Origin of the sequence: Methanobrevibacter millerae (genome assembly GCF_900103415.1) — an archaeon.
Classification (GTDB): domain Archaea; phylum Methanobacteriota; class Methanobacteria; order Methanobacteriales; family Methanobacteriaceae; genus Methanocatella; species Methanocatella millerae.
This window is the reverse complement of record NZ_FMXB01000012.1, coordinates 21,929-47,691: the sequence shown is the minus strand read 5'-3', so window position 1 is coordinate 47,691 and position 25,763 is coordinate 21,929. Positions and strand designations below refer to the sequence as shown.

Annotated in this window: 20 protein-coding genes; 18 read left to right on the top strand and 2 right to left on the bottom strand. The window is 39.4% G+C overall.

The window, feature by feature from the left end:
- Window positions 1-25 precede the first annotated feature (25 nt).
- The 3 genes from F3G70_RS07825 (at window position 26) to F3G70_RS07815 (ending at window position 10,028) form a co-directional block, all read left to right on the top strand.
- A complete protein-coding gene (locus F3G70_RS07825) occupies window positions 26-7,648 on the top strand; it encodes a DUF3320 domain-containing protein (RefSeq protein ID WP_149732151.1) in 7,623 nt (2,540 codons plus the stop codon).
- Between the two features lie 12 nt (window positions 7,649-7,660).
- A complete protein-coding gene (gene uvrC, locus F3G70_RS07820; protein ID WP_149732150.1) occupies window positions 7,661-9,412 on the top strand; it encodes an excinuclease ABC subunit UvrC in 1,752 nt (583 codons plus the stop codon).
- Between the two features lie 88 nt (window positions 9,413-9,500).
- A complete protein-coding gene (locus F3G70_RS07815) occupies window positions 9,501-10,028 on the top strand; it encodes a zinc ribbon domain-containing protein (RefSeq protein ID WP_149732149.1) in 528 nt (175 codons plus the stop codon).
- On the opposite strand, the gene F3G70_RS07810 is transcribed toward F3G70_RS07815, so the two are convergent.
- Window positions 10,025-10,324 carry a hypothetical protein gene (locus tag F3G70_RS07810; RefSeq protein WP_149732148.1) on the bottom strand — a complete coding sequence of 100 codons (300 nt, stop codon included), beginning with the start codon at window positions 10,322-10,324 and terminating at the stop codon, window positions 10,025-10,027. The genes F3G70_RS07815 and F3G70_RS07810 overlap by 4 nt on opposite strands.
- A gap of 73 nt (window positions 10,325-10,397) precedes the next feature.
- Here F3G70_RS07810 and F3G70_RS07805 point away from each other — a divergent pair, with 73 nt between their 5' ends.
- From F3G70_RS07805 to serS, 15 genes are all read left to right on the top strand, one after another.
- Window positions 10,398-12,104, top strand: coding sequence for an ATP-binding cassette domain-containing protein (locus tag F3G70_RS07805; RefSeq protein ID WP_149732147.1), 1,707 nt, complete (start codon window positions 10,398-10,400; stop codon window positions 12,102-12,104).
- Entirely contained in the window at window positions 12,105-12,530 is a 426-nt protein-coding gene (locus tag F3G70_RS07800; protein WP_149732146.1) for a universal stress protein, read from the top strand.
- Between the two features lie 145 nt (window positions 12,531-12,675).
- Window positions 12,676-12,843 (top strand): 4Fe-4S binding protein, encoded by a 168-nt coding sequence (locus F3G70_RS07795; protein ID WP_149732145.1) that lies wholly within the window; start codon window positions 12,676-12,678, stop codon window positions 12,841-12,843.
- Between the two features lie 4 nt (window positions 12,844-12,847).
- Entirely contained in the window at window positions 12,848-14,026 is a 1,179-nt protein-coding gene (locus F3G70_RS07790; RefSeq protein WP_149732144.1) for an NAD(P)/FAD-dependent oxidoreductase, read from the top strand.
- Window positions 14,027-14,035: 9 nt separating this feature from the next.
- Window positions 14,036-15,004 carry a UDP-glucose 4-epimerase GalE gene (gene galE, locus F3G70_RS07785; protein WP_149732143.1) on the top strand — a complete coding sequence of 323 codons (969 nt, stop codon included), beginning with the start codon at window positions 14,036-14,038 and terminating at the stop codon, window positions 15,002-15,004.
- A 13-nt stretch (window positions 15,005-15,017) separates the two neighbouring features.
- Window positions 15,018-15,911 (top strand): hypothetical protein, encoded by an 894-nt coding sequence (locus F3G70_RS07780; protein WP_149732142.1) that lies wholly within the window; start codon window positions 15,018-15,020, stop codon window positions 15,909-15,911.
- A 63-nt stretch (window positions 15,912-15,974) separates the two neighbouring features.
- Entirely contained in the window at window positions 15,975-17,396 is a 1,422-nt protein-coding gene (gene purF, locus F3G70_RS07775; protein WP_149732141.1) for an amidophosphoribosyltransferase, read from the top strand.
- Between the two features lie 6 nt (window positions 17,397-17,402).
- Window positions 17,403-18,650 carry a peptidase U32 family protein gene (locus tag F3G70_RS07770; RefSeq protein WP_149732140.1) on the top strand — a complete coding sequence of 416 codons (1,248 nt, stop codon included), beginning with the start codon at window positions 17,403-17,405 and terminating at the stop codon, window positions 18,648-18,650.
- A complete protein-coding gene (cfbC, locus tag F3G70_RS07765; RefSeq protein WP_149732139.1) occupies window positions 18,643-19,437 on the top strand; it encodes a Ni-sirohydrochlorin a,c-diamide reductive cyclase ATP-dependent reductase subunit in 795 nt (264 codons plus the stop codon). The genes F3G70_RS07770 and cfbC overlap by 8 nt, the downstream gene beginning before the upstream one ends.
- A complete protein-coding gene (locus F3G70_RS07760) occupies window positions 19,434-20,078 on the top strand; it encodes an HAD family hydrolase (protein ID WP_149732138.1) in 645 nt (214 codons plus the stop codon). Before cfbC ends, F3G70_RS07760 begins: the two co-directional genes overlap by 4 nt.
- A 21-nt stretch (window positions 20,079-20,099) precedes the next feature.
- Complete coding sequence (locus tag F3G70_RS07755) at window positions 20,100-20,450, top strand: arsenate reductase family protein (protein WP_149732137.1); 351 nt, start codon at window positions 20,100-20,102, stop codon at window positions 20,448-20,450.
- 270 nt (window positions 20,451-20,720) lie between these two features.
- Window positions 20,721-21,101, top strand: coding sequence for a winged helix-turn-helix transcriptional regulator (locus F3G70_RS07750; RefSeq protein WP_149732136.1), 381 nt, complete (start codon window positions 20,721-20,723; stop codon window positions 21,099-21,101).
- Window positions 21,102-21,187: 86 nt separating this feature from the next.
- Window positions 21,188-21,457, top strand: coding sequence for a hypothetical protein (locus F3G70_RS07745; protein ID WP_149732135.1), 270 nt, complete (start codon window positions 21,188-21,190; stop codon window positions 21,455-21,457).
- A 1-nt stretch (window position 21,458) separates the two neighbouring features.
- Window positions 21,459-21,803: a hypothetical protein gene (locus F3G70_RS07740; protein WP_149732134.1), complete on the top strand. Its 345-nt coding sequence runs from the start codon at window positions 21,459-21,461 to the stop codon at window positions 21,801-21,803.
- Window positions 21,804-22,639: 836 nt separating this feature from the next.
- On the top strand, window positions 22,640-23,917 hold the full coding sequence (serS, locus tag F3G70_RS07735) for a serine--tRNA ligase (protein ID WP_149732133.1): 1,278 nt from the start codon (window positions 22,640-22,642) through the stop codon (window positions 23,915-23,917).
- Between the two features lie 55 nt (window positions 23,918-23,972).
- On the opposite strand, the gene F3G70_RS07730 is transcribed toward serS, so the two are convergent.
- Entirely contained in the window at window positions 23,973-25,271 is a 1,299-nt protein-coding gene (locus F3G70_RS07730; RefSeq protein ID WP_149732132.1) for a dicarboxylate/amino acid:cation symporter, read from the bottom strand.
- Window positions 25,272-25,763 lie beyond the last annotated feature (492 nt).

Here is a 25,763-nt window from a genome sequence, read left to right as displayed (position 1 = left end):
ATTTTAAAATAATAAACTGATAATCATGTTTGCAAACTCACCAAATGACAAAATCGAAAAGGAGTTCGAAAATCTGCGTAAAGAGCTGCTGGATTTGACTTTAAGAAACCAGTTGCTCAATTTCAAGTCCCGTGCAAAAACGGTCACTATCCTAAACCAGACTCCGCTCAATATTTTCCAGACTTTGGTCTTGCAGCAGAACAAGATGTATTTTGTAGCCAACAAAAAGGACAAGAAAGAGGAAAAGTCTTCTGTCTGGGATCACATTCCCTTTGACCTGTCAAAGTTTTCAGAAGGAAACAAGAAACTGGCTACCGATTTGACCCCGAATGAGCTTCAAAAGAGGCTGTATTACATTAACAACCAGGCCAGAACGATGCTTCAGGAACAGGGTTACAACATCCTTTATCTTGCCGTAGGATTTTTGGAATGGAAGGACAAGTCCAAGCCTAGACAGATAAATAAGGCTCCTCTTGTTCTTATTCCGGTTTCAATGGAGAGGAAAAAGGTTGGAGAATCATTCAATCTGGAATGGACCGGCGAGGACATTCAGACAAACATTTCACTTAAGGCAAAGCTTTTGGAAGCCGGAATCGAGCTTCCCGATTTTGAATTCAAGAGATACGGTGAAGTAATAGACCATTACATAGCTCAAGTTAGGCATGCGGTTGAAAGAATGGACAGCTGGAAGGTCAACGACAATATTGCCCTTGGTTTTTTTAGCTTTACAAAATTCGTAATGTATAATGACTTAAACCCTGACAGCTGGGCAGATAATGTCGATTTAACCAAAAACGAACTGATACAGGCAATATTCAATCCGGCTAAAAATGACGTTGAAGCCTTTAACGAGGAGGACGTTGACACTCAGCTAGAATACAGTACGATGTATCAGGTTCTGGATGCGGATTCATCCCAGATTGCGGCCATTCAGGACGTTAAGGCAGGACGCAACCTGGTCGTTGAAGGGCCACCGGGAACCGGTAAGTCACAGACCATCGTTAATCTGATTGCAGAGCTTCTGGCGGAAGGAAAATCAGTTTTATTTGTTTCAGAAAAGATGGCTGCGCTTGACGTTGTAAAGGACAGGCTTACAAGTGTTGGTTTGGGCAAATTCGTTCTGGAACTGCATTCACACAAGACAAGACGAAAGAAGTTCCTAAAGGATTTGCAGAAGGCAACGACCGTGCGTGCCGTGGATACATTAAATATTGACCAGACAATAAGGAAACTTGAAACCTTAAAAAGGCAGCTTGACGATTACGCAAGCGTTATTCACAGGCCGGTATTTGCAGTGAATCTCTCAGCTTTCCAATTGTACGGTATGAAGGAATCAGCTGACGACCACTTTGCACGAAAGAATGCCATGATGCCTCTGGTTCGATTCAGCAATCCGGAATCAATCTCCTTAAAGGATTTGGATGATATTATTTTAGGCCTTGAAAGCGTTGCAGAGCTCTATCAGACAATTTCAAAGGAAAATCCTTGGAGCAAATGTGAACCTAAAAGCCTGCTTCCGGCAGATTTAAGAGAAATTGAAATACTTATTAACGATACGCTGACTTCCCTTGACGCATTTCTGGTTGAGCGTGGAAGGGTATATGACATTTATGGAATCAAAAAGCCGGATACGTTAAACGAATTTAAAAAGTCACTGTCCGCTTTTGACATTATCAAATCACAGAATTCCGAGCTGATTGACGCCAAGATATTAAAATCAGGCGCATGGGAAAGGAACAATGATGACGCTTACCGCATTATTCAGCAACTGGACAGATATCAGAAAGTTGCAGGAATTCTGGACAAGTTCAATCCAGGCATTTATCACGTTAACATAGACGCATTAATATATCAGCTCAATGAACAGTCCCATAAGAAGCTGCGCTTCTTTAAAGGCAAGCAGCATGTGGAGCTTGTTGAGCGCTATTACAGGGTTCCAGTCAGCGATGACATCAATTCAATAATCAATGACCTGAAATATGCAAAGGTAGCTATCGGGCTTAAGAAAAACCTGGAAGCCAATGAGGCCCTGGCAAAACAGTATTTCGGCGATTACTGGCATCTTAATGCAGACATTAATGATTTAAAATCAATCGCCCAGTGGATGACGCAGTTCACCGCACTTACAAGGGAAGGAATCTTTTCACAGAATACCGTTGACATCTTATCAAAAGACTTGTTTGAAATCAATCCAGAAAGGGATTTGGTCGACTACATTGACTCCGGAAACGAATTCAGCAACGATTTGGACAAGCTAAAGTCCAAGCTGAACCCTAGAAGCAAACTGATATTCAAGAAAGGCGCCAATGACGTGACCTTTGAGGAATGGCAAACCCAGCTGTACAACTGGAGAGGACAGCTTTCAAGCCTTCACTTATGGTCACAGTACCTTAACACCAAAAACTCATTAAAGGGAACGTCTGCAGATTTATTCGTTGATTCCATCGAGAAAAGAAACATTAAAAAGGATGACGTAAAGGCATTGGTTGAAGGTAACTTCGCCGATTCTCTTTTAAACATTCTCTTTGTTGAAAATCAGGAACTGGCCACATTCATCGGCGAGCTTCATGAAAACAGAATCAGGGAATTCAAGGATCTGGACAAAAAGATTCTGGTATTGAACCGTAAAAGGATTTTCCATAAGCTCAACAGCAACATTCCGCAGATATTCGGAGCAACGGAAAACCCTCAGGCAAAGGTTCTGGCAGGAGAATTTACAAGAAAAAGCGGCCACCTTCCTGTTAGGAAACTATTGGAAAAGGCCGGAGGAATGATTAAGCAAATCAAACCGTGTTTCATGATGTCTCCGCTTTCAGTTGCCCAGTATCTTGACCCTACAAACGAGGAACTCCAGTTTGACGTAGTCATTTTTGACGAGGCAAGTCAGGTAAAGCCGGAAGATGCACTTGGTGCATTCATGAGAGGAAAAACCGCTGTCGTTATGGGAGATACCCAGCAGCTGCCTCCGACATCATTCTTTGACCAGATGGCAAGCGGCGAAAGCGATGAGGAGGAAGCCACCTCACTGGATATGGAAAGCATCCTCCATTTATGTAAGCTTTCATTCCCTGTAAAGATGCTTAAATGGCACTACAGGAGCCGTCACGAATCACTGATTAACGTATCAAACAGGGAGTTTTATGACAATGAACTGCTTGTATATCCTTCACCTTCACACAATGACGAGGAACTCGGTTTGAAATTCCACTATAATCCGAATACCGCCTATGAAAGGGGATCATCCTCTGCAAATCCGAAAGAGGCCGAAGATGTCGTAGAAGCGATATTTGACCATTTCGACAGATACGGCGACACTAAAAGTCTGGGTGTTGGAACATTCTCCGTCGCACAAAAGAACGCTATTTTGGAAAAGCTGGAAGAAAAGCGCCGTGAAAGGCCTGAACTTGAACCATTATTTTCTGAAAACAAGGATGAAAGGTTCTTTGTCAAAAACCTTGAAACGATTCAGGGAGACGAAAGGGACGTCATATTAATCAGTGTAGGATACGGTTTCGATGATGATAAAAAGATGTCATTGAATTTCGGTCCTCTAAACCAGGACGGCGGTGAGAGAAGATTAAATGTATTGATTACACGTGCAAGACAGAAATGTGTTGTATTTTCCAATTTCAAGGCATCAAGCATGAAACTTACTGCCAATCCGCCACATGGTGTAAGGGCATTAAGGGAATTTCTTGAATATGCCGAAAACTTAACCATAGGTGCACATACCCACGAGGAACATTCATCAGCACCGTTTGAAGATGCAATTGCAAGCTTTTTGGAAGAAAACGGCTATCAGGTAGACAAGCAAATCGGATGTGCCGGATTCAGGGTTGATTTAGCCATTGTCGATGAGGAAAATCCTGGCAAATACATATTGGGTATTACAACCGACGGAAAGATGTATGCGTCCAGCAAAGTTGCCCGTGACCGTGACAGGCTTCGTGAACAGGTACTTGAAGGATTGGGATGGAAGCTTTATCATTTATGGTCCACAGACTGGTATAGAAACCGTGACCTGGGACGCAAAAAGCTATTGGACAACATTGAAAAATCCATAAAGCAAACCCGTAAGGAACAGGAAATTGCCCGAAAGAAAGAAGAAGAGCGCAGAATCGAAGCTGAAAAAAGAGCTGAAGAATTAAGAAAGCAGCGTGAAAAAGAACTTGAAGAGCAGAGGAGAAAAGAGGAAGAGGCTAAAATGGCTATGCTTGGAGATGACATTGAAGTCATTCCTCCGGACGGTCTTGACTTTGATGATGACATAATTTTTGTCAGCAAGGATTCTGAGGACGATTTCGACCATGATGACGATTTGGAATTTGTTGAAGAGTCTCCTAGCCAGTTTGTTGAGGTTATAGAAGAAATTAATGATGACGTGGTTGAAGAGTCACCTAGCGAATTCATTGAAATGGATGAAGATTTCAGTGCCTTCGATGACTTTGTATTTGCTGCTGATAAGAAGGATTCTCCGAAAGTAAAAGATGAATCCGAATCAATTAATGATGATAAAGTTGATTCAGATGATGATAAGGACGTAGATTCATCAGAGCCAATTAATGATGATAAGGATATGGATTCATCAGAACCAGTTAATGATGATGAAGATGAATTGGATGATGAAAAGCCTATTGATTTATCCGATGACAGTGTAAAAGATGAAATTTCTGACTTTTTAAAGGAAGACGATGAAGATATTGATGAAGACGAATCAGTTGAAGAGGAATCTGTTGAGTTGGATGAAGACGAAACTGTTGAAGAAGATTCTGTTGAGTTGGATGAAGACGAAACTGTTGAAGAAGTTCCTGATGAGCTGGAAGTTGATGAAGAAACTCCGGATGATTTGGAAGAATCTGAAGAATTTGACGTTGATAAAATTATTGATGAATTATCTGACGATGAACCTATTGAAGAAGACGACGGTGTAGATGATGAAGATACATTTGAAAGTGATGAAGACGATAGCGAAGATGTTCAACATAAAGACGAAGGAACCGCAGAAGAAGGCCAAGAAGAAGAAATAGATGAAGAATCTGAAACTCCTAAAGTTAAATTCGGTTCTACTATTTCAAAAGCTGCCGGCGGCGGCATATTGTCTACAATTAAAAATAAATTTTCAATATTCAATCATGATGAGGATGATTTGGAGGATATTGATGATTTGGATCAGATTATTAAAGATAAAATTGATGAAGACGATTTCATTTATGTTGACCACAGTGATGATGAGGAAATCATTGAGGACGATTTAACAGAAGATATTGATGAATCCGATGAGGATTTGGATGATGAACCTGTAGAAGAGGAAGTTAATGAAGCTATTGATGATGAAGAGCCTGCTGATGAAGAAGTTAATGGAGTTGTTGAAGAGGAATCTATCGAACAGGTAGAAGAACCTGCTGTTGAAGAAGAACCGATCGAAGAAGAAATTAATGAACCTATTGTGGAAGAACCTGTTGAAGAGGAAGTTAATGAACCTATTGTGGAAGAACCTGTTGAAGAGGAAGTCATAGATATAATTCCGGATAAAAAAGAAACAAAGGAAACTCCTAAGGTCAAATTTTCCACTTCTACAGACAGCATCGATTTGAATGATGTTCCAGCAAAAGAGGAAATCATTAATGATAAAACGCCAGATTCTGATTTCGATGACGAATACGTTTATGTGGGCAATGATGATGAAATAAATGTTTCCAATGATGAAATTAATGATGACATCCTGGCTAAAGAGGAACCTATTAATGATGAAAAGATTGATTTGGACTCAGATGACAAATATGTTTATGTAGACCATAGCGATGATGAAATCGAGGAATCCCCTGAAATTAATGAGGACATTCCTGAAGCGGATGAAATTAATGAAGATGAAAATGTGGATCTGGGCTCCGATGACGATTATATTTACGTAGATCATAGCAATGACGAAGAAAGTACAATTGAGCAGGTTGATGAAAATGAACCTCCTGTCGTTGAGGTCAATCCTATTAAAAATTTATTCGGTGACAGAAAACCTAAAAATCCTAACGGTTTAAGTGAATCCCGCATTTCCGAAGCCATTAGAGGTACCACAAGAATTGATTTAACCAAAGAGGAAGTTAAAACCGTCCATTCCGAAGTCATTGATGAGGATGTTATTGAACATAGGCCTGCGCCAAGCGATGAGGATGTCGTTGAAGCAGAAATCATCACTCCGGGCTCTAAAATTTCAAATGATGATTATGAAGAAGTTATTGATGAAAATCCTGTAAATGTTGTATTTAAGAGAAATGTTGATGGTGTATCTGATATGAAACCTAGTAAACAAGTTAAGTTAGACAGTATTATAGATGAGGCTTTCCAGTCCAATCCAGAAGGCAGTTTTGAGGATGAGGACATTACAAACCTTGCCTCTGCAATCGTAAGCAGTGCTTTTGACGAAGTTATTTCTGATGCATTAAATGAAAAAGACGATGAAAATACTCAAGTTCAAAAAGATAACTATGAAAATAATGAAGCAAAAAATCAAAATGATGATGCTTATGAGGAAGACACGCAAAAAGTTTATGCCCCATCTACATCTCCCGATGGAGTTACCTATTACGAAGGCATTAATGACGTCAACAGTCCTCTCAGAAAGAACAATCTCTACTATGATGAGGACAGAAACAGGAACAAGTCAGTAAAAGATTCGATAAAAAGCGGAATAAGGGACATCAAATACATCAAAAAGTCCCTTGAGGAAATTGAAAACCCGACGCAGGTCGGATACGTTTCCGTTGTTGACAGGACTGCCGAATATAATGAGGACGATTACCTGACTCCTGTTCAGGATTATGAAGGTGAGGAGTATGTTCCGGAAGATGAGGGACTTACATTTGCCGAAGAGGAGGAGCTCAGATATGAAAGGGAGCTCCAGATGGAAAAGCTCAAAAAGGAACTGAGCAGTGATAAGGATACTATTGTAACCGTTCACGAAGAGGAAAGGCGTGAAGTTAAAAAGGACCAGGCTCTGGAGGACATTATCCAGATAGCTGACGAGGACTACAAGGAAATCGAAAAGGAAAGGTTCAAAAGCAACAATACCCTGAAGGCTTTTGACGACAACAAGCTTCCGAAAAGGGGAAACATTGAAGATGAAATCTTTGAATACAAGTTTGCAAGCGATTTCGGCCTTAATTCACAGGATGACCTATTCAACCGTCCGATTGAAGACGTTTCCAAGTCAGTCAGTGAAATTGTCAATGTTGAAGGTCCTGTTCATGTTGATGAAGTCACCAAAAGGGTTAAGGACAGCTGCCACATCAAAAGGGCAGGCTCCAAAATGAAAAAGCAGGTCAGCAAGGCGATTAAGGAGTCGGAAAATTCAGGAGATATCATAAGAATAGGAGACTTCCTGTATGACGCTTTAAGCAATGACGTGGTTATAAGAAAGCGCGTAAAGCCTAACATAGATTTGATTTCAGATGAGGAAATAGCTAAAAACATTGAAACGATTATCTCCCACAAGCAGAGTGTGCCAACGGCAGCTCTTACAAGGGAAGTTTCACGCAATTTCGGATTCAAGTCAACTTCCCGCAAGACTTCAGAGTCAATCAAGCGTGTTCTGGATTCGATGATTGCGGACGGTTCAGTCAAGATGGACAAGGATATGGTTGAGCTCAATTAGGTTACTTTTAAAATGTCATCAAAAATCACTTCTCCCGAAAACCTGCCTAAAAAGCCGGGCGTTTACATAATGAAAAACGCCGATGATGAAATCATCTATATCGGAAAGGCGAAAAACCTTAAAAACCGAGTAATGTCCTATTTCAGGGAGAAGCTTGACAGGCCGAAAACCCAGATACTGATGAGTCATTTCGACAGCCTGGAATATATCCTGACGAACTCCGAAAAGGAAGCCCTGATTCTAGAGGCCACACTGATTAAAAAGCACCATCCCCGCTATAATATCCAGCTCAAGGACGACAAGAGATATCCATACGTTAAGATTACCGATGAGAAGTTTCCCCGTTTGGTCATTACCCGAAACGTCACGAAAAACGGGGTTTATTATGGTCCATTCACCGATGTCGGTTCGGTTAAAAGGACAGTCAAATTTCTCAAATCACTTTTTAAAATAAGAACCTGCCGAAATATGGACGGGCCATGTCTCAATTCACAGATTGATTTGTGCTACGCTCCATGCGATGAGAGGATTTCCGAGGAGGAATACTCCGAGATAATAAACAAGATCGATTTGTTTTTCCAGGGAAAATACTCTGTGATAGTTAAAAACCTTAAAGAGGAAATGACTCAGGCCGCTTTAAATGAGGAGTATGAAAAGGCAGCCGTACTCAGGGACCAGATTGCATCCATTGAAGAGATAATGGAAAAGCAGTTCGTCGATTTGGCCGATGACGATTTGGACCAGGACGTAATAGCCATAGCCCAGGGAAAAATGGACATCGTTGTCATCATAATGCCCGTAAGGAACGGAAAAATCACCGGAAGGGACGATTTTTTAATGAGCGCATCGGAATACGATTCCACTTCTGAGATACTTTCGGCTTTCATCCAGCAGTATTACGGCTACAACAGGCACGTTCCAAAGCAGATTCTTCTGGCCGAGGACATTGACGATTCCGAATTGCTTGAGGAATGGCTGAGCGATTTGAGGGGAAACAGGGTTTACATCAAGGTTCCTCAAAAGGGTGTCAAGTTTCGTCTCGTAAAGATGGCCCAGAAAAATGCCGAAATTATTCAGCATCAAAAGAAAAAACTTGAAAACTCTCTAATAGAGCTTAAGAAGTATCTGAAGCTTGAAAACATACCCCGTGTTATCGAAGGATATGACATAAGTAACATTTCGGGCGAATTCGCCGTAGGCTCAAAGGTATCGTTTAAGGACGCCAAGCCCAACAAGAAGATGTATAAGCATTTCCGTATGGAAACTCCGGGACCTAATGACTTTGCCATGATGAAGGAGCTTTTAACCCGCAGATTGAAGTTAATTGAAACGGATCCCGAGCCTGATTTGATTGTAATTGATGGAGGAAAGGGCCAGCTGGGCATGGCATGCGAAGTGCTTGACGAAATGAATCTGACCCACATACCGGTAATAGGCCTTGCCAAGGAATTTGAGGAAATATATCTTCCGAACTCGAAAAGGCCAATCATAATTCCCAAGAACAATCGTGCCCTGCACCTCCTTCAGCAGGTTCGTGACGAATCCCACCGTTTCGCAATTACCTATCATAGAAAGCTTAGAAGCAAGAATATAAGCCAATCCAGTCTTGATGACATAAAAGGAATAGGAAATAAAAGGAAAATGAATCTTTTAAAGGAATTCGGTAGTGTTGAAAACATCAAAAATGCAAGCTTCGAAGAGCTTATGGAAGTGGAGGGGATGAGCAGAAATGCTGCCCAAAATGTTTTTGATTATTACCATTGATTTGTCAAAAAAAGCCCAAATTAACAATTAAATTTAAATATAAGTACTTTAAAAAATAATTTCATACAAGAATTTATAGGTTTATATTATGGTTAAATGTCCAAGATGTGGATATGAAAATATTTCATCATCTACATATTGCGTAAACTGTTCCTATACATTGAAAAAAGCACCTGTCGAAAAGAAAAAAGGCGGGTGGTCTATGGGAATAGCGAAGAAAATTGTTTTAATCGTTGGGATTGTAGTTATTGCATTTTTATTATTCTCTGTTGTTTATAATAATTCCCAACCGACTAACGAAGAATCATTGAATGTTATTACGGCAGATCAGAATGTTCAACAAGGTTCCACTCATCCTTATCAAGTAAAAATCATTTACGACGGCAGCTGGTATTCCAAAGCCGGTACTCCAGGTTACCTGCAGGAAAAGTCAGATACAGGTAACGCTTCCATTAATCTGGATTCAGCTTCATGGGATCAAGTTTCCGTAACGGTTCAGAAAAATGATGAATCATCAAACAATTTGATTGTTCAACTCATAAGGAATGGTAATGTTGTAGCTGAAAATTCAACTACAAATCCTGGTGGGGAAGTTACGCTTTCTTACAGAAGCTAGTTTTCAAGTTCATTTGCTTTCTGGTTTAATAACTCAACAAGCTCATCAGTTTTGTAAATTCTGATTTCTTCAGTTTCGGGTTTGAAGATTTTCATAAATGTGATTAAATCATTGCATAATTGGTCGTATTGAATGTTCAGGGTGCTGAAGTTAGACAGCAGTCCGATTAACTGGTCTCTTTCCAGTTCCTTGCTTTCCCTAGTTATCTTTTCCATGTTTGCAAAATGGGTTTCAATAGTTAATTTGTCCTCTTGCAGACTATTTAAATATTCTTGAATCTTGTTTTCACAACTCATTTTATCACCTAATAAATATTTTTAAATAGTTTCATTAATATAAATTTGTATAATATTAATGGGGCTATAAACTATGATTAAAGTCGAAAATGTAAGTAAATCATATGAATTGGACGACGGAAATACCGTTGTAGGTTTAAAAAACGTTAGTTTTGAAGTTAATGAAGGCGAAATACTTGGAATCATGGGTAAAAGCGGTTCCGGTAAAACGACACTTTTAAGAGCATTAAGGGGTGTGGAGCATATTGATGAAGGTTCCATTACCGTCGGCGACGTAAGCGTTGACGCAAAATCCTCCCAGTATTACTATAATGAGCTTAAAAAGGTCACTGCCATTCACCTTCAGAGGTCTTTCGGATTATGGCCTGAAACGGTACGTCAAAACGTCTTAAGAAAATTATACGCACGTGAATATCTCGATGAGGGAAGCACTGACTTTAACGTTGCCGAAAGTGAATTCGGCGAGGAGGCCGACAGGCTTCTTGAACTGGTATCCCTTACCCACAAGAAAGACCATTACGCTGCGGTGTTGAGCGGCGGTGAAAAGCAAAGGCTGATCATGGCCCGTCAGCTCGCAAAGCGTCCGAAAGCCCTGCTTTTAGATGAACCTGCAACAATGGCATGCCCCAAAACAAAACAGGAAATCCTCGATGCTGTCAAAAAGATTAATGAGGAGCTAAACATTACCGTAGTCCTTGTTTCACACTTGCCTGAAGTCCAAAAGTATCTTGCCGACAGGGTAATGCTGATGGAGGACGGCGAAATCGTAAAGGAAGGCACTCCTAATGAGATTACCGAGGAGTTCATGAGTTCAATGGATCCTATTGTCGATATCGAAAACCTTTCAACAGACAAGGACATTATTGACGTAAAGGATATTAATAAGAGATTCTACCTTTTAAACGGAGGAGAGGTACTTCAGATTGAAGACATTAATTTCAAGGTTCAAAAGGAAAACATTTTAAGCCTGATTGGTCCAAGCGGTGCCGGAAAAACCGTTCTTTTAAGGATGCTTGGAGGACTTGACGATTCCGATAGCGGTGAAGTATTATATGAAGTTGACGGTGAATGGCATGACATAGCCATTGCCGGACTGGGACGTATGAAAATCCGTTCAAAGCTGGGTTTCATGCACCAGGAATTCTCTCTGGTTCACTATGCCACAGTTCTTGACCAGCTGGCAACCCGTCTGGGATATAAAAATCAAAATATTGTATCTGAAGCACGCCAAAGGGCTGAAAGGATGGGACTCAGTGATGAACTCTTGGATTCACTTTATCTTCTTACTGATTTGCAGGAAAATGAAGCGAAAGCCCGTCTGGAACAGGTTGGACTTCCTCCTGACATTTTAGGCGAGCTCTTCCCGAGATTCCCTGAAACCGCAACCCGTGAAGCGGTTGCAGACATTTTCGATAGCCTTGATTTGGATTTGGATATCCTTCAGAGAAAGTCATATGAACTCTCCGGAGGCCAGAAAGTACGTGTAATGCTTGCTTTGATTCTTGTTTCAAAGCCTGAAATACTGCTTTTAGATGAACCGTTCGGTGATTTGGATCCTATTACATTAAGGACTGTAACGAATTCACTTAAAACCATTTCTAAAAAGTACGGTATTACCATTGTAATGGTTTCACACAATACGGAATTCATCAAGGAACTGTCCAACAGGGCGCTCTTTATGGATGACGGTAAAATAATCGACGACAGCGAGAATATGGATGAAATTGTCGATAATTTCATTGATTTCTGTCACGCAAGCTATCTGAAGGAGAACGAATAGATGTTTGACGTTATCTGCGTTCCCGTTGACGGGTCCGATTACGGATATGAAGCGGCTGACGTCGCCATTGAACTGGCCAGTAAATTCTCATCAAAAATAGCTGCGGTTCATGTTCTTGAGGAATTCTCCTTAAACAGCTATGAATCCGAGGAAAACTCAGGTGATGCCATTTTGGCAAAAATCACCAAAAAGGCGGCTGAATTTAATGTTGAAGTTGTCGAGCATCTCCTGACTGCAGACGCATTAAGGGACATGAAATTCATCGTTAAGCAAACGGGGGCTGATTTGGTCGTTATTCACGCATTGGGCTCTGATAATGAAAGGTTTGTCTCCTTTGATGAGAATAATATAAGCGATCACCAGATCGGTTCTGTTTCAGAAAGACTTTTAAGGACATCTGACGTTCCGGTTTTACTGGTCAAATAATTTATTATTTTTTTCTAATTCTTTTTTTCCTTTATTATTTTTTATTAATTAAATTATCAATATTATCTAAACGTTTAAATAGTAATAAAGACATTATTATTAATAACTAAACTTTTTAGTTTGTTTTTAGAATAGGAGATATTTTATGATAGTCAAAGAATGGTGCTCATTCTGCGGAGAGTGCGCAGGTGTTTGCCCGAGAAATTTAATTCAAGTAAGAGAGTACGCTTTAGTTTTTAATGAAGATGACTGTAGAGATTGTGACACATGCGTTAAGGCCTGTCCAATCAACGCTTTAGAAAAAGAGGAATGATTTTATGATTGAAACAGATGTTATAGTAGTGGGTTCAGGACCTGCAGGCTCATCAGCAGCAAAACACGCTGCATTAGGTGGAGCAAAAGTTATTTTAATGGATAAGAAATCAGAAATTGGTGCACCGAAAAGATGTGCTGAAGGTGTTTCAATTCAGGGACTTGAAAAATTAGGAATCAAGCCTTCTCCACGCTGGATTACTCAAAAAATCGAAGGCGTAAGGATTCAGACCCCTGACGGTACAGACATATGGATGACTGAAGATCAGGTAAAGCTGCCTGAAGCAGGATACATTCTTGAAAGAAAAGTATTCGACAAGCACATGGCAATGGATGCCGCAAGGGCAGGTGCTGAAATCAGAATCAAGACCTTAGTAACAGGTATTGAAAAAGTTAAGGACGGTTATCTTGTATTCACAGAATCCATGGGCGAAAAACAGGATTTCAAATGTAAAATCCTAATCGCAGCAGACGGTCCTGAAGGCCACATTGCAAGATGGGCAGGATTGAAACCTGCCGCTAAGCCAAAGGAAATGGAATCCGGTGTACAGTATGAAATGTGTAATGTCGAATTCGAAAAGCCTGGTGTCATCGAATTTTACTTAGGTTCATGCGCACCTGGGGGATACGTATGGATTTTCCCTAAAGGTGAAGACATCGCAAACGTCGGTTTGGCAGTATTGCCTCATAAGGCAGAAAAAACCGCCAAGGAATATCTGGATGACTTTGTTGCAAAATCACCTTACCTTAAAAACGCTCAGGCCGTCGAATTGAATGTGGGCGGAGACCCTGTCGGCGGAATGACCAAAAAACTTTATGGCGATAACATTTTAGTCTGCGGAGACGCAGCAGGACAGGTCAACCCATTGACCGGAGGAGGAATCATCAGCGGAATGACTGGTGGAATGTGCGCAGGTCAGGTAGCTGCCCAGGCAATCAAGGAAGACTGCTCCAAAAAGTTCCTCAAGCAATATGACGAACTGGCTCACCAGGAGCTCGACCATGAAATCAAAAGGTATAAAAAGGTTCAGGAATACCTGCTTACCCTATCCGATGATGAGCTTAACAGCATAGGCCACGCATTCCAGGGCGAATCTTTCGATAAGATTTCAACAACCGAAATCGTTAAGAAATTAATAAAGATATCACCTAAGGCTTTATTGAAGTTAGGTAAATTCGTCTAGGTGTTAATGGTGATTTTAGTAACTGGAGGAGCCGGCTACATTGGCTCCCATACCAACAAGGCATTGAATAAGGCAGGATACGAAACAGTAGTTCTCGATAACTTATGTAAAGGCTATGAAAACTTCGCCAAATGGGGTGAGTTCGTAAACTGCGACTTTGGAAGCAGTGACCTTCGCGAAGTATTTGAAAAATATGACATTGACGGGGTACTGCACTTTGCAGCCTTTTCATCCGTGGCTGAATCCGTTGAGCTTCCGCAGAAGTACTTTAAAAACAACTACAAAAACACTTTAAATCTCCTTAAGGTAATGAGGGAATTCGGTGTCGATAAATTCATTTTATCTTCAACCGCAGCGGTCTACGGAAATCCCGAAAAGGTTCCTATCACAGAAGATCAGGAATTAAAGCCAATCAACCCATATGGACATTCCAAATGGATTACCGAAAAGGCTTTAGAAAGGGAAGCCGAAAAAGGTAACTTCAATTACGTTTCACTGAGATATTTCAATGCTGCGGGATGTGACTTTGACTGTGAAATCGGTGAGCTTCACGACCCTGAAACCCACTTGATTCCACTGGTTCTTGATGCGGCAATCGGAAAAAGGGACAGCATTTCCATTTTCGGAACCGACTATAACACTCCTGACGGAACTTGTATCAGGGATTACATTCACGTTAATGACCTGGCAAGTGCTCATATAGCAGCATATGAATACTTATGTGATAAAAACACTTCAAACATCTTCAACTTGGGAAACGGTGAAGGTTATTCAGTCCGTGAAATCATTGACATGTGTAAAAAGGTCACCGGAAAGGACTTCAAGGTCGAAATAGCCGACCGCCGTGAAGGAGATCCGGACATTCTAATTGCAGATGCTTCAAAAATCAGAAATGAACTTGGCTGGCAGCCTAAATACGATTTGGAATGCATCGTTTCATCTGCATGGAAATGGCATCAGAAAATAAATTCTATTTAAGATGGTAATTGATATGGAAAATAACAGTAACAACTCTAAAATTGATGTTCGAATTATCGTTTCCAATCTGGACATTGCGGGACTTGTTTCAAAGGCTATCGATAACATTCAACTTGAAAGGGATTATAATATTGTTGTTTCTTCCATCATACCAACTACAGATTTGAATCTGGCTAAAAAGGTAGCCGAAGGTGCAGACATCATTCTCATCGGAGGATACGGCCAGGATGACAACTTCAATCTGTTATATAACGATTTGAAAACCGATTTTAACCATATTGGCCTCTTTGACTATAATAACGTATTGTATGAAAGCGAGGAAGTTAATGCGGAGCTTGCACAAAAGGAGATTTTAAATTCAATAATCAAATCTACCTTATCTTATTCTTTAAATCTCATTAATATCCATACTTTAGAAAACAAACTCTTGAAGGTAACGCACAACTATAATAATCTGCTTGATGATTATAATAAGCTCATTAAGGAAAATGAAGTCATGGCCATGGAAAACAGCAATCTTCGTGAGGAAAAGAACTCACTTCAAAGTGATTTCACCGAATTCAAGAACCGCTTTGAGGACATATACTCCAAGGATTTCCTTGAAATCTATAATCTCGAAGACCTGTGGGCTGAAGTGTTTAGGGAGGAATTGCTTGATGCAGAAAAGATTGTTATAGCCACCAACAAGTTCAGGCCTGACAATATACTCGTAGGTCAGGGATACATCGCCGCACAATCCAGAAATCATGCTATTGAATGGTTAAAAATCATTAAAACCGCACTTATTTTTGTTGAAGACTCACAGGATGAATTGGCCGAAGAACTGTCCTCAAGAACTGAGAGAAAGCCTCCTGAAGCCCGTGATGATTATGATATTCCCAACACTTTTGAAAACTTCTGGGAATGAAAACATTATTATTTTATACTAGTTTCAAGATAAATTATATTATAATTATTTTGGAGTTTCTAAATGCAAGGGGAAATAGAGGATAAATGTGGTATTGTAGGGATACATTCTAAAGATGCTTCTAAGAATGTTTCTTCTTTTGTTTATTACTGTTTATATGCTTTACAGCACAGGGGTCAGGAATCTGCCGGAATAGCTACATTCCAACAGGAAAAGGGATTGGCTTATTATTGCGGCATGGGACTGATTACCGATGTTTTCAAGGATTATGAAATACAGAACCTTTCAGGAAATATGGCCATTGGCCACGTAAGGTATTCTACAACCGGTCAGTCAAGACTGGAAAACTCACAACCTTTTGTAACTGATTTTGACGATGGATTCATTGCCATGGCTCATAACGGAGATATCGTTAATTCCGAAGAACTGAGAAATGAGCTTATTGATGAAGGCTATGAATTCAAATCCGACACTGACTCTGAAGTAATTTGTTACATGCTTAAAAAGGAGCATTATGATAATCACAAAGACATTATTGATGCAATCGAAGCGGTTTCAGCCAAATTGGTCGGTTCATATGCTCTGGTTATTCTTGTAAACGGCGACTTGTATGGCGTTCGCGATCCTATGGGAATCAAGCCATTGGCAATTGCCGAAAGAAACGGTGACTATATTTTAGCTTCAGAAACCGTTGCCTTTGACGTTATCAATGCGAAATATATAAGAGACATCAGACCAGGTGAAGTCGTTTACTTTGAAAACGAGGAAATAGCAAGTCACATGCTTGAAATCGCTGACGAATCAAACCTGTCACACTGCATGTTCGAATACGTTTACTTTGCAAGGCCTGACAGTACGATTGACGGCATTAATGTCTATAATACCAGATTAAATATCGGAAAGCAGCTATACAAATTATATCCTATTGACGCTGACGTTATCATACCGGTTCCGGACTCTTCAATTCCTGCAGCAATAGGCTATTCAAGAGCTTCAGGAATTCCTTACGGTGAAGGATTAATCAAGAACAGGTACGTTGGTAGGACATTCATCATGCCGACCCAGGAGGAAAGGGAACTTGCAGTAAGGCTTAAGCTGAATCCGATAAAGCAGGCAATAAAGGGCAAAAAGATTGTTCTTATTGATGACAGTATAGTAAGGGGAACAACTTCAAAGCAGCTGCTTGATTTGGTTAAGGAAGCCGAGCCTGCCGAAATCCACTTTTTGGTCGGATGCCCTCCTGTCATCTCACCTTGTTATTATGGGGTGGCAATGGCTACCAAAAAGGAACTGATTGCTGCCAATTATAGCGTTGAGGAAATACGCGAGCAGCTGGAAATAGATTCTTTAGGCTACATTACTTTAGAAGCGCTGGTCGAAGCAATAGGAATGCCTGAAGAGAATTTATGTTTAGGCTGTTTAAATGAATGCTACCCAACAGAATTGCCTGAAAACATTGAAGCTGAAACTTATTATAAACCTTAAGATAACATGGTAGAATTATTGGCTCCCGCAGGAAATTTCATATCTCTTCGTGCCGTACTGGAAAACGGTGCGGATGCCGTTTATTTTGGGTTGGATAACTTTAACATGAGAGCTAATGCCCGCAACTTTTCACTGGAGGACTTAAGCGAAGTCTCCAAAATAGCCAAGGAATACTCCGCAAAGACATATCTGGGCACAAATATAATTTTAAACGAGAAGCTGGCTTCGCAACTTGATTCTAATTTGGAGATAATTTCTTCTTCTGAAATCGACGGACTCATTTTATCAGACATTGGATTAATAGAAAATTGCGTTTCAAACGGCCTTGAAGCCCATATTAGCGTTCAGGAAAACGTCACAAATTCATATACCCTAAAGACACTTAAGAAGCTGGGTGCCAAAAGGGCGATACTTTCACGCGAGCTCTCGTTAAGGGAAATTACTGAAATCGCTTCAAAGTCTCCAATTGAAACTGAGATATTCGTTCACGGAGCAATATGTATGGCGGTATCCGGAAGATGCTTTTTAAGCTACGGGCTGTATGGAAGAAGCGCCAACTGTGGTGACTGCCTTCAGCCATGCCGAAAGAACTGGACGCTTACCTATGAGGAAGGAGAGGACAATGTCGTTAACTTCTCAGACGTTGAGGATGAACGCTTCATTATAACTGGAAGCGATGATGAAAGCTACAGGACAAACTTCTTTTCTCCAAAGGACATGTGCATGATAGAATACATTCCCGAACTGATGAAAAGCGGTGTCGATTCGTTTAAAATAGAGGGAAGAGCCCGAAGCGCTGATTACGGGGCGATGGTAACCGGAATCTACAGGCAGGCAATCGATTCATACAATGAAAACCCTTCCGAGTATAATGTACGGGATGAATGGATGGATGATTTAACCAGCGTTTTCAACAGGGGCTTTGACACCAATTTCTATTTCAACACTCCATTTGAGACAAGTGAAGACAATCAGTCAAAATACATTAAAAAGGACATCGGACAGGTTGTCAACTATTACAACAGGGTTAATGTGGCTGAGCTGAGGGTCTGGGATGATTTACAAATCGGAGATAAGATAATAATCCAGGGAAAGACCACAGGTTCCATAACCCATACAATAGATTCCATGCAGGTTGAAGGCGAAGATGTCCAAAATGTTTCTAAAAACTCCAATGTAGGAGTATTGCTTCCCGAAAAGGTTAGAAAAAACGATTTTGTATATAAATTAGTTGAGAGGTCACAGGATGATTAAAAAAATAGCTATTTACGGAAAAGGCGGTATTGGAAAGAGTACGACAGTGGCTAACCTGTCTGCTGTATATGCAAACGACGGTTTAAACTGTCTGGTTATAGGCTGTGATCCCAAGGCCGACACGACTCGTACGTTATACGGAAAAAGAATCCCGACAGTCGTAAGGACAATCAAGGAAAACAGAAACGCTGAAAGGGATGATTTTGTCTTTAAAGGTTATAAGGATATATTGTGCGTTGAAAGCGGAGGCCCCGAACCCGGTGTCGGATGCGCAGGACGTGGAGTCATTGTCGCAATGAAAAGGCTTGAAAATCTCGGAGTATTCGACGAGGATCTGGACGTTGTCATCTATGACGTATTGGGTGACGTTGTCTGCGGAGGATTTTCAGTTCCTTTGCGTGAAAAATACGCTGATGAGGTGGTAATCGTTACATCAGGCGAGTTCATGTCACTTTATGCCGCAAACAACATTGTCAGAGGCATTAAGAAGCTTAAGGGAAACCTTACGGGAATCGTATGCAACTGCCGAAACGTAAATAATGAAGAGGAAATAGTAAATGAATTTGCCAAAAAGATAGGAACCCATGTACTAGGCACAATCCACAGAAGCAATTTGATTCAGGAAAGTGAATTAGATGCAAAGACTGTTGTAGAAAAATACCCTGAATCAGAGGAAGCCTGCGAATACCGTGACCTTGCTTTAAGCATTATGAACAATGAAGAGCCTTCACTTCCCGAACCCATGAGCGATGAGGAACTTGAGGAATTTTTCAAAGGATTTTTATGAAAAAGCTATCTATTTTTGATTTTGACGGAACGCTCTTCAATTCGGTGGATGATGTTGTCATCTGCTTTAATGAGGCGTTGGCTAAACTTGGTTTTGAATGCTTAAACCGTGAGGAGTTCTTTTCATGTTTGGGCGGAAACATCGATGAAATCCTTTCTCTTGTGTTAAAGGATCAAAACACTCCCGAAAACATGGAAGCCCTTAAGGAGACCTATCTGGATATCTATTATAATTCTGAAAAGGAAAATACCCTTCCGTTTCCTGGGTCTCATGAGTTACTTTTGAAACTGCAGGAAATGGGGGTTTTGTTGGCCATTAATTCAAACCGCTTTACTGATTCCATCGAGTCTTTTGTTGACAGGTTTTTTGATGACATTGATTTTGTATTGATTGAAGGGCATAACTTCGATACGCCGTCAAAGCCTTCTCCTGAAGGAATAAATAAAATCATTGAAAAGGCGGGAGTTTCACCTTCACAGGCAGTTTATATTGGCGACTCGGGTACTGACATTAAAACCGCTCAAAACGCCGGAATCGACTGTATTGTAGTGAAGTGGGGCTACGGCGATGAAAATGTCTGGCAAAACGATTATGTGCTTGAATGCGTTGACGAGTTTTCCCAGATACTAAAGTATTTTTAAGTTGAAATACAATCTATAATCATGTTATTTGTTTACTACCCGAAATGTTCAACCTGCCGCAAGGCTAAAAAATGGCTTGAAGAAAAGAATATTGATTTTGAAGGAAGGGATATCATTGAAGACAATCCTACCTATGAGGAATTGAAGGAATGGTATGAGAAAAGTGGTCTTTCACTGAACAGGTTTTTCAACACAAGCGGAATGAAATACCGTGAACTGAATCTCAAGGACAAACGCCCTGAAATGTCTGAAGACGAACAGCTGAAACTGCTTGCAACCGACGGTATGCTCGTCAAAAGGCCTGTTATTGTAAAGGATGATCTTGTCCTGACCGGATTTAAGGTCAAGGAATGGGAAGAAAACCTTTTATGATCTTTTTTTAAAAAATTAGTGGGGATTAGATATCCCCTTTCAATACCAAAACAACCGTAAAATCTATTTAGTTGGGAAATATGGGATTGTTGGGAGTTGAGATATTATAAGCAGTTGTTCTGATATTTGAAAGTCCTAGATACTAAAACTTTCAATTTAAACTTCGGCATTCGTTATATAAAAGCTTTTGGTAACCATTCAGTAACTTCTTAAAAACGATAACTTTATATATGATAAAAAAGCCTATATGATTACTTGGAGGTAATTTGAATGAGTGCCTACAGCAAATGTCCAATTGAATTATCAGTCAGCTTGATTAGAAAGAAATGGGTTGTTGAAATTCTCAGAGATTTGTTTTTTGGAAAAACTCGCTTTTCAGAGTTTAAAAAAGACAAACCTAAGCTGTCAAATAAAGTATTGAGCAATTGCCTGAAATCCATGGAAAAGGACGGGCTAATTGAAAGGATATCCAAGAGATACGAACGTGACGTTGAATACATATTGACTAAAAAGGGCCAGGCTCTCAACAGGATTGTTTATGAACTGGCTATGTTCAGCATTGATGAGGATATGGGTGATACCAAATTCAATGATGAAACCAAAGGCAAAATCCGTAGCAGCTTTAAGGATAAACTGCTTATTAACGATTAATAATGTTTTAACATTATTAAAATTCTTTTTTTTTCAATTGAAAAATTTCATATATCTTAATATTTATAAATACTAATTGTGATATTATGCATCCGCATGAGGTTGAATTCAAAATAAGGGACTTGTTTGCAGCAAACAATTTTAAGCGTGCAGAGTCCATATTAATTGAGTTTAAAAATTTTTCCGGAGAATTTACGCCAGATCAGCTTTCCAGAATCTGTTTTGCAGCCATTACAAACGAGCAAATCTATAATTGCTTTTACTGTAAAGGTCATTTGAAGATTCTCCTGAAGAAAAATGAAGATAAAATAGATGAATCCCAATACAGGGAAGTTTTAGAAAAAATTAATGATTAATATGACTAATAGTGAAGTTGAGAGATTGGAATTGGAGCTGGAATGTGAAAAATTGCGTTTGATGTCGTTTCAGCTGGATAATCTTTTGGAAGAGTACAATCAGCTATTGGAGCTGCGTGAAAGCATTCAATTGAAGTTCTTTACGACCATTGAAAACGTTAAAAAGAACGGAATTCCTGTTGATGAGGATTATGAGCGATGGGAGAAGCTTAGAACTTCCGAAAGGGAAGGCTGGAATGAGGAAATAGATCTCGTTACCAACTTAAAATATGATGTGGATGACAATTTGAAGTTACTGGACAATACCCGAATGGGAAGGTCAATGATAAGCAGAGAAATCGATTAATTTTAATTTACTTGTTTATTAATTGATTCAGGCCAAATAATTTTTTTATTTCTATTTTTGCTATCTTTATTTTTTCAAATGTGTATCTGTTCATTTTGGAATTGTATATTGTAAACTTTCACCAGGGGTAAACACGCTCTGAATTTCTGAAATTAGATTTGTTTTTTTGAAGTAATTTAACTTTTCATGTTCAGGCAATTTAATCATTCATTTTGAATTTTTAAATCATGAGGAGTCTCAGACCATATATATTGTAGAAAATTTTTTTTGTCTACAATAGATTTTTTTGAATTAATTTTATCATTTCATTAAAATAATTAAGTTTTGTTCATTTATAACCTTTTTTCCGTATATTTGTTTAATTCCTTCTTTTTCAATGAAAGCTATGAAATCTATTTCAAATCTTATTTCGGGGATGATGTTTTTTCTTCAGGCTCAGCTGCCGGATGAAATGATGAATTGAGAAATCACATACTCAAAGGTATAATTCACCATATTTTGTATGCTTCTATTATTCACTACATTTATATTATTTAACATAATTATCAATGTATGCAATTCACTATATGTTACTATATTCAAATGATACTTCTTATATGATATTCATTAATTTCCATGCTTTTATTACTTGTCCTATTTTACATTATCTTCATTGTTTGTATATTTTTCATTAGTTTACATATATATTACATATTAGCTAATGCACGAAATTTCAGAATCTGGAAAATAATCTTGGTTATGGGTTCAACTGAAAAATTTGTGATGTCAATGATTAAGTTTAAAAAATATGAGTATAATAATTATATAGTGATAAAAGATTTTAAAGGGGACACAAATTGTTAGATATTAAATTGTTCAGAGAAAATCCGGAAATAATTATTGACTCTGAGAAGAAAAGATTCAGAAGCACTGAAAACGTTGACAAGGTAATTGAATATGATACCTTATGGAGAGAAGGTGAAAGGAAACTAAACGCTTTGAGATCTGAAAAAAATAAATTATCAAAATCATTCAAGAAAGCCAAAGAGGAAGGTAATTTAGAGGAAGTAATAAAAAGATCCAAGGAAGTTGCAACAGAAATTAAGGAATTAAGTGCTAAAAACGAGGAATATCTCAAGCTCAGGGACGATTTCAGATACAAGGTCGGAAACATCATAGACGAGGATGTGCCGATTTCGGACACGGAAGACGATAACGTCGTAGTCAGAACATACGGCGAAATACCTGAATATGACTTTGAGCTTCTAAATCACGTTGATTTGATTAACAAAATTGACGGTGCTGACCTGGAAACCGCAGCAAGCATTGCAGGAGCCCGTTTCTACTATCTGAAAAGGGACATACTCCATTTGAACCTTGCGTTAATCCAGTTTGCATTGTCCGAACTTGAAAGCGAAGGCTACATTCCTATGCAGACTCCTTTCTTTGTAAAAGGAGAAGTCGCAGCCGAAACCTCAGAGCTTGGCGAATTCTACGAAACATTATACAAGGTTGAAAATGAAGATATGTATTTAATTGCAACCGCAGAGCAGACTTTAGCTGCATTGCACAGAAACGAAATCATATCTCCCGATGAATTGCCTTTAAGGTACTGTGCACTTTCAACCTGCTTTAGAAAGGAGGCCGGATCCCACGGTAAGGATACCCTTGGTATATTCAGGGTTCACCAGTTTGAAAAGATTGAGCAGTTCATCTATTCCACTCCTGAAGATTCAAGAAACCAGCACAATCACCTGATGGAGGTTACCGAAAGGATTTATCAGAAGCTCGGTCTTCCGTATCAGATAATAGCTATTGTCTCATCTGCTTTAAATGACAATGCTGCTATAAAATATGATTTGGAAGCATGGTTCCCTGGTTCAAAGGCCTTCAGGGAGCTTGTTTCATGCACTAACTGTAAGGATTATCAGGCAAGAAAAACCAAAACCCGTTTCGGAAGGGCAGGTTCAGGAGACGCCCAGATACTGCACACCCTAAACAGTACTGCAATTGCAACCGAAAGAACAATGTGTTGCATTCTGGAAAACTACCAGCAGCCTGACGGCAGCGTAAAGATTCCTGAAGTGCTTGTCCCTTACATGAACGGAAAAACAATTATTGAAGCTAAAAAATAGCTTCCCTCTCTTTTTTTATTATTAAAATTTAATGGCGATGGCTTTAATGTGTTTTTTAAAATTGGGTTATGTCATCCCATGACTCTTCCGAAGGAGCCTTTTTGCCGTTGAACACGTCAACGTCCATGGACTTGTTTCTGAATGAGACGATAATTGTACAGATTGCGTCTCCCGTAACGTTTACCGCAGTTCTGAACATGTCCAGGATGTGGTCTATTCCCATGATGATTCCTATTGCATCAACCGGAAGGCCAACTGAATTGAACACCATATTCAGCGTAATCAGTCCGACTGAAGGAACTCCTGCCGTTCCTATTGAAGCCATTACCGCAGTAAAGACTACCGTCAGAAGCGCGCTCATTCCCAAATCTATTCCGTATGCCTGCGATGCGAACATTACCGCACAGCCCTGCATTATTGCCGTTCCATCCATGTTGATGGTGGCACCCAAAGGAATGGTGAATGAGGAGACTTCACGTGAAACTCCCAGTTCGGAAAGCTTTGACAGGTTCAATGGAATCGTTGCGTTTGAAGTTGATGATGAGAACGCGAAAAACATTACTGATATGAACTTCTTGAAGAACTTGATAGGGTTCAGCCTTGTTGCGATAACCATCAGGCTCGGATAGACGACGAACGCCTGTATCGCCAGGCCTACAAGCACGCACAATACGTATTTGGCCAGCGGCAGCAGCCCTTCAAAGCCCAGGGATGCAAAGGTCTTTGCCATCAGACAGAAAATTCCGATAGGAGCGAATTTCATCACGATACGGGTCATTTCCATCATGATCTTGTTTCCCTGAGTAAAGAAATCGTTTACTACCTGTGTCTCTTCCCTTAATTTGGCCAGTATAATACCCACAAGCAGTCCGAAAATGATTACCGGCAGCATGTCACCGTTTGCAAGTGAACTGAAGGGATTGTCCGGTATCATGCCCAGAATGGTATCGGTAACAGTCGTGTTTGTGGTAACGTTGGCTTGCGCAAGTCCTGACATGTTAAGCCCTGTGCCCGGCTGGATTACGCCTGCTATCATAAGGGCGACGCTCACCGCAATCGCTGTCGTTACCAGATATATCAGTATTGTTGTTCCTCCGATTGCACCGATTTTTTTAATGTCTGAAATTGAAGCCACACCGACTACAATCGAAAAGAAGACCAAAGGCACAACCAGCATTTTCATAAGTTTTATAAATCCCGTTCCTCCCAAATAGAATACGTTGTCTATAAGGATAACGTTTTTGATGAATGGATTTTGTACATAGAAATTTAACAGTAAGCCCACAAGAAAACCAAGAAGCATTCCGATAAGCATCCAGTTTCCGAGGCTAATCTTTTTTACTTTCTCTATCATTTCGTTTACCTCTGTAGTATAATTATATTATTAAGAAGTAATAAATCTTTTTTAGTTGTGACATTAGTACTTTTTATGCATTTGAAGTTTACAATATAATTATATATTTATATAATTAGAATTGGCTTTATTTGATGTTTATTGAAATCCTTTCTTTACCTATATAATTAATATTATAATACTTGCCTTTTCATTTCAATTTTCTTGAAAATGTATAATCTTATATTGTGTTTTGTTCATTAATCATAATGTATTAACAATTTTTCATTTTGGGCTAAAAAGTATTATTTTATTTGAATATGATTTATTTATAACATTGCTAATTTTCTATTTAAATAATCGTTATGTCTGATTTTAAACATTGTATAAAAAATACATTTTAAAAATTGAACATAATTAGGAATCTATGAATTTGATTGTTCATAGTCAATGAACATTAAATAATTGGAATTATGGCCTTATACGGCGCAAATAGCTTTTATATTAATCATT